We start from the raw sequence: 4,297 nt of genomic DNA, 5'->3' as shown, positions 1-4,297 counted from the left end.
GCCGACGCCGTCGTCAGGGGCGTCGCCGCCTTCCTAGGTGGTCAAACAGCGGCGCACTGAGCGGTCAGTTCTCGACTTCCCGCTTCAGGTTGGCCAGCACCTCGGCCTGAATCTTCCTCAGCCCCAGCGGCGCGAACGTCTTCTCGAAGAAACCCTTCACGCCACCGGCACCCTTCCAGGTGGTGGTGACGGTAACGCTCGAACCCGGTCCGGCGGGGGCCACGGTCCAATTGGTCACCATGGTCGAGTTGGCATCTTTCTCGATCACAGCGTGGCCGGCGACGTCGACGCTGGCGCGAACGTCGCGAACCCGCGATTCGGTGGCCTGCAGCTTCCAGCTAGCGACCGTTCCCTGCCCCTGCCCGCCTTCCAGCACCTGGTAGTCGTGGTAATGCGAAGACAGAATTTTAGGCCGGACGTTTTGGTAGTCACCTACGGCGGACAGCACGGCTGCGGGCTCAGCATTGATCAGGATCGTGCTGGCTGCACTGACGTGTCCCATTTGGCGTAACTCCTCTGCACGGGCTGATGTCGCAGACCAGCGTATAGGTGGCCTTCGAGCCCTAGGCGCTGAGGCGGGTCAGTTCGGTGTCGACCTCCGCCAGTCGCGACGACGCGGCACGTTTACTCAACCCGAGGCGGAATCCTCTGGGCTTCAACGTGATTGATTCGGAAATCTTCAACTGGTAGTCGTTCTCGGCGGTCAGGTCATAACGATGCAGGATGAGCGCGAGCGTCAGGACGGACTCATGCAAAGCGAACTGCCGACCGATGCAGGCACGTTGCCCTGTACCGAACGGCTTGTAAGCGTGCGCGCGGCCCTTCATCTGGCCAGGTGAAAACCGCTCGGGGTCGAACCGCTCGGGGTCCGGCCACACCCGCGGGTCGCGTTGCACGAGTGGCAGCACCACCAGGACCCACTGCCCCCGCTTGATCCGGTACCGCCCGCCGAGCACGGTGTCTTTGCGCGCGACGCGCAGATAGCCGGGCGCGGTAGGCCATAAACGCAAGGCCTCGTCGAGCACTGCCCGCACATACCGCAGCTTCGCGACGTCGCCATAGGCCGGCTTGGGATTGTCGGTTGTGCCCCACAACGCGTCCACCTCCGCCTTGGCCCGGGCCAGGACCTCGGGATTCTGAGTGAGGTAGTACAGGGCGAAAGACAATGCGCCGGAGGTTGTTTCGTGGCCGGCGACAATGAACGTGATGACCTGTTGACGGATGTTGACCGAGTCCAGGCTACGTCCGGTGACGGGGTGTGCGGAACTCAGCATCAAGTCCAGCAGGTCCTGTGCCTTCGAGCCGGCGCCGTCGCGGCGTGCCTGGATCACGTCGTCAACGATGCGCCCCATCACCGCGCCCGAACGACGGATGGCCGGCCGCAGCAGCCGGGTCAGCAGGGGGAAGGTCGACCAGCTGGCGTATTTCAGCGTGCGATTCATCGCGGTGATAAATGGATGCGGCCGACGGCGGTCGAAGGAGCCGAACGAATAGCCGAATCCGGCACGCCCGATGGATTCCAGAGCCAACCGCGTCGTGTCCGCGGTGACGTCGACCTGACGTCCGCCGTAGGCGGCGCCGTCCCACCGATCCAGCAACTCGCCGATCGCCTCCAGCATGATCGAGTGGTAGCCCTGCATTGCCTCGCGGCTGAACGCCGGCTTGAGAATGTCGTGCGCCAGCTTCCAATTCGGGTTGTCGGTCTCGACCGTGATCAGCGCGTCGCCGATGACCTCGCGCAGCGGCGTCAGGTGATGGCCGACGTGCTTGCCGAACCGGGTCTCGTCGTGCACCTCCGCGACCAAGTCGAGTCCGCTGACCGCGACCATCTCGGTGCCGAGCATCTTGCGCGCTGAAATCGGGCCCAATTTTCGCGTCTGCGGCAGCGAGGACTGGAAGGGAGTGCGGGGATTCAGACCCAGCACGTCACCGAGAAATGGAACTCGAAACGGCGGATGAGGAAGGTCGCTGGTGTCGATGGCGTTGCGGCGTTTCAGCTCATATATAGCTGAGGCGCCAACCGCGGCTTCAGCAGACCGCATACTCGGCGTGGTCATTACATAGACTTTACATACTATTTGACTGATTCAATAGCTATCGAATTACCTGTGGTCTATTTCACGGGTAAATTGCGCCGATTTGTCCAATTAGTTGGACATTGGCGAAAGGAGGTCTGCAGGCGAGGCATTGGCTCGGCTCCACGGCCTAGCCATTCGGCCTGGCTAGCCGTTATCGATGCGGCGTGCGCCCAACTCGTTTTGTAGCAGCTCGAGAGCGGCCTCTTCGGGATCGCGGCGCGTTGTCGACGCGTCGTCCTGACCAGCCTCGGCGAGCATGCTCTCCTCTTCGGCCCGTTCGTCGGTATTCGAGTCGTCCGGCGCTTCGGTCGGCGGGGGTGGCGGCGGAACCATCCTGCGCGATGGACGCTCGACAGGACGCGGCGGCGCGACCGGCGCCTCAGCTACCGGACTCGCGGCGCTGGCTTCACACCGCACCCGCCAGTCCACACCCAGCGCATCCTTGAGGGCGTCGGAGATGACGTCGGCGTTGCGCTGTTCGCTCAACCGCTTGGCCAGCGGCGCCGATTCGTGGCTCAACACCAAGGTGTTGCCTTCGACCGCGCGCACGGTGGCGCCGGCCAGCATCACTTCGGTGGTGCGACTGCGTTCGCGGACCTTGTCGCGCACCGTCGGCCACAACGTGCGGACGGCGGCCGCATTCGGCTCGGCCGAGCCTGCAACGACCGGAACCTCCTCGGGCACGACGGGCTCTGGCTCGGGTGGACTCGGCTCCGGCGACGGCTCGGGGACCGGCGCGGGCGAAGGTGCGGCCGTCGGCTCGGCCGCAGCAGCAGGCAGCGGCGCGGGTTCGGAACGCCGCACCGGCGTGGACCGCTGTGGCTTCTCGTCCTGCGGGATGGACATGTCCAGTCGGGTCTCGATCCGCTCGACACGTTGCAGCAGAGCCGATTCGGCGTCGCTCGCCGACGGCAGCAGCAGCCGCGCGCAGATCACTTCGAGCAGCAGACGCGGCGCAGTCGCGCCCCGCATCTCGGTCAGGCCGGCGTGGACGACCTCGGCGTAGCGGGTCAGCGTCGCGCGACCGATCCGGGTCGCTTGCTCGCGCATCCGCTCCAGCACGTCTTCGGGCGCGTCAACCACACCACGCGACGTGGCGTCGGGAACCGCTTGCAGCACAAGCAAATCGCGGAACCGTTCCAGCAGGTCGGTGCCGAATCGGCGGGGGTCGTGCCCGGCGTCGATCACCGATTCCACCGCCCCGAACAGCGCCGCCGCATCTCCGGCGCCCAGCGCGTCGACAGCCTCGTCGATCAACGCCACATCGGTGGCACCCAGCAGGCCCAGTGCGCGCTGGTAGGTCACCCGATTTCCTTCGGCGCCGGCCAGCAATTGGTCGAGCACCGACAACGTGTCACGGGGAGAACCGCCGCCGGCCCGGATCACCAGCGGGTACACCGCGTCGTCGACGACCACGTCCTCCTGGGCGCAGATCCGTTCGATCAGCCCTCGCATGGTCCGCGGCGGCAGCAGCCGGAACGGATAGTGGTGGGTGCGCGAGCGGATGGTCGGCAGCACCTTCTCCGGCTCGGTGGTGGCGAAGATGAAGATCAGATGGTCGGGCGGCTCCTCGACGATTTTGAGCAGCGCGTTGAAGCCCGCGGTGGTGACCATGTGCGCCTCGTCGACGATGAACACCCGATAGCGCGACTGGGCCGGCGCGTAGAACGCGCGGTCTCTCAGCTCACGGGTGTCGTCCACACCACCGTGGCTGGCGGCGTCGAGTTCGACGACATCGATGCTGCCGGGCCCGTTGGGCGCCAGGCCGACGCAGGAATCGCAGACGCCGCAAGGCGTGGCCGTCGGCCCCTGCTCGCAGTTCAACGAGCGGGCCAGGATGCGTGCTGACGAGGTCTTGCCGCAGCCACGCGGACCGGAGAACAGGTATGCGTGGTTGATTCGGCCCGCTGTCAACGCGGTCGACAGTGGCTCGGTGACGTGTTCCTGTCCCACCACCTCGGCGAAGGTCGCCGGTCGGTACTTGCGGTAGAGAGCCACGGTCGCTCACGCTACCGAGACAGTCTGACGCGAGCTAACTGTGGTTCAGCAACGACTCGGTCGCGGCCAGCAACGCGCATGTCGCCAGCCCGTCGATCGCGTTGTTCAGATCGGACACCGGCGGGAACGTCGGCGCGATCCGGATGTTCTTGTCGTCCGGGTCTTTCCGGTACGGGAACGACGCGCCCGCCTCGGTGACGGCGATACCCGCATCCTTGGCC

General features: G+C 65.8%; 3 protein-coding genes and 1 pseudogene. All 4 read right to left on the bottom strand.

Annotated features, from left to right (window positions below; genetic code table 11):
* Positions 1–64: 64 nt before the first annotated feature.
* Positions 65–502: an SRPBCC family protein gene (locus VN856_RS20060; protein ID WP_325692190.1), complete on the bottom strand. Its 438-nt coding sequence runs from the start codon at positions 500–502 to the stop codon at positions 65–67.
* 61 nt (positions 503–563) lie between these two features.
* Complete coding sequence (locus VN856_RS20055; RefSeq protein ID WP_325692188.1) at positions 564–2,057, bottom strand: cytochrome P450; 1,494 nt, start codon at positions 2,055–2,057, stop codon at positions 564–566.
* A 165-nt stretch (positions 2,058–2,222) separates the two neighbouring features.
* Positions 2,223–4,076: a DNA polymerase III subunits gamma/tau gene (locus VN856_RS20050; RefSeq protein ID WP_325692186.1), complete on the bottom strand. Its 1,854-nt coding sequence runs from the start codon at positions 4,074–4,076 to the stop codon at positions 2,223–2,225.
* A 34-nt stretch (positions 4,077–4,110) separates the two neighbouring features.
* Positions 4,111–4,297: pseudogene (locus VN856_RS20045) on the bottom strand (aminotransferase); the annotation flags it as partial.

Origin of the sequence: Mycobacterium sp. (assembly GCF_035603715.1) — a bacterium.
Classification (GTDB): domain Bacteria; phylum Actinomycetota; class Actinomycetes; order Mycobacteriales; family Mycobacteriaceae; genus Mycobacterium.
This window is presented reverse-complemented; position numbering and strand designations above follow the sequence as displayed.

Coding starts and splice junctions, on each gene's coding strand:
- VN856_RS20060 (WP_325692190.1), bottom strand. CDS start 502: ATGGGACACGTCAGTGCAGCCAGCACGATCCTGATCAATGCTGAGCCC.
- VN856_RS20055 (WP_325692188.1), bottom strand. CDS start 2,057: ATGACCACGCCGAGTATGCGGTCTGCTGAAGCCGCGGTTGGCGCCTCA.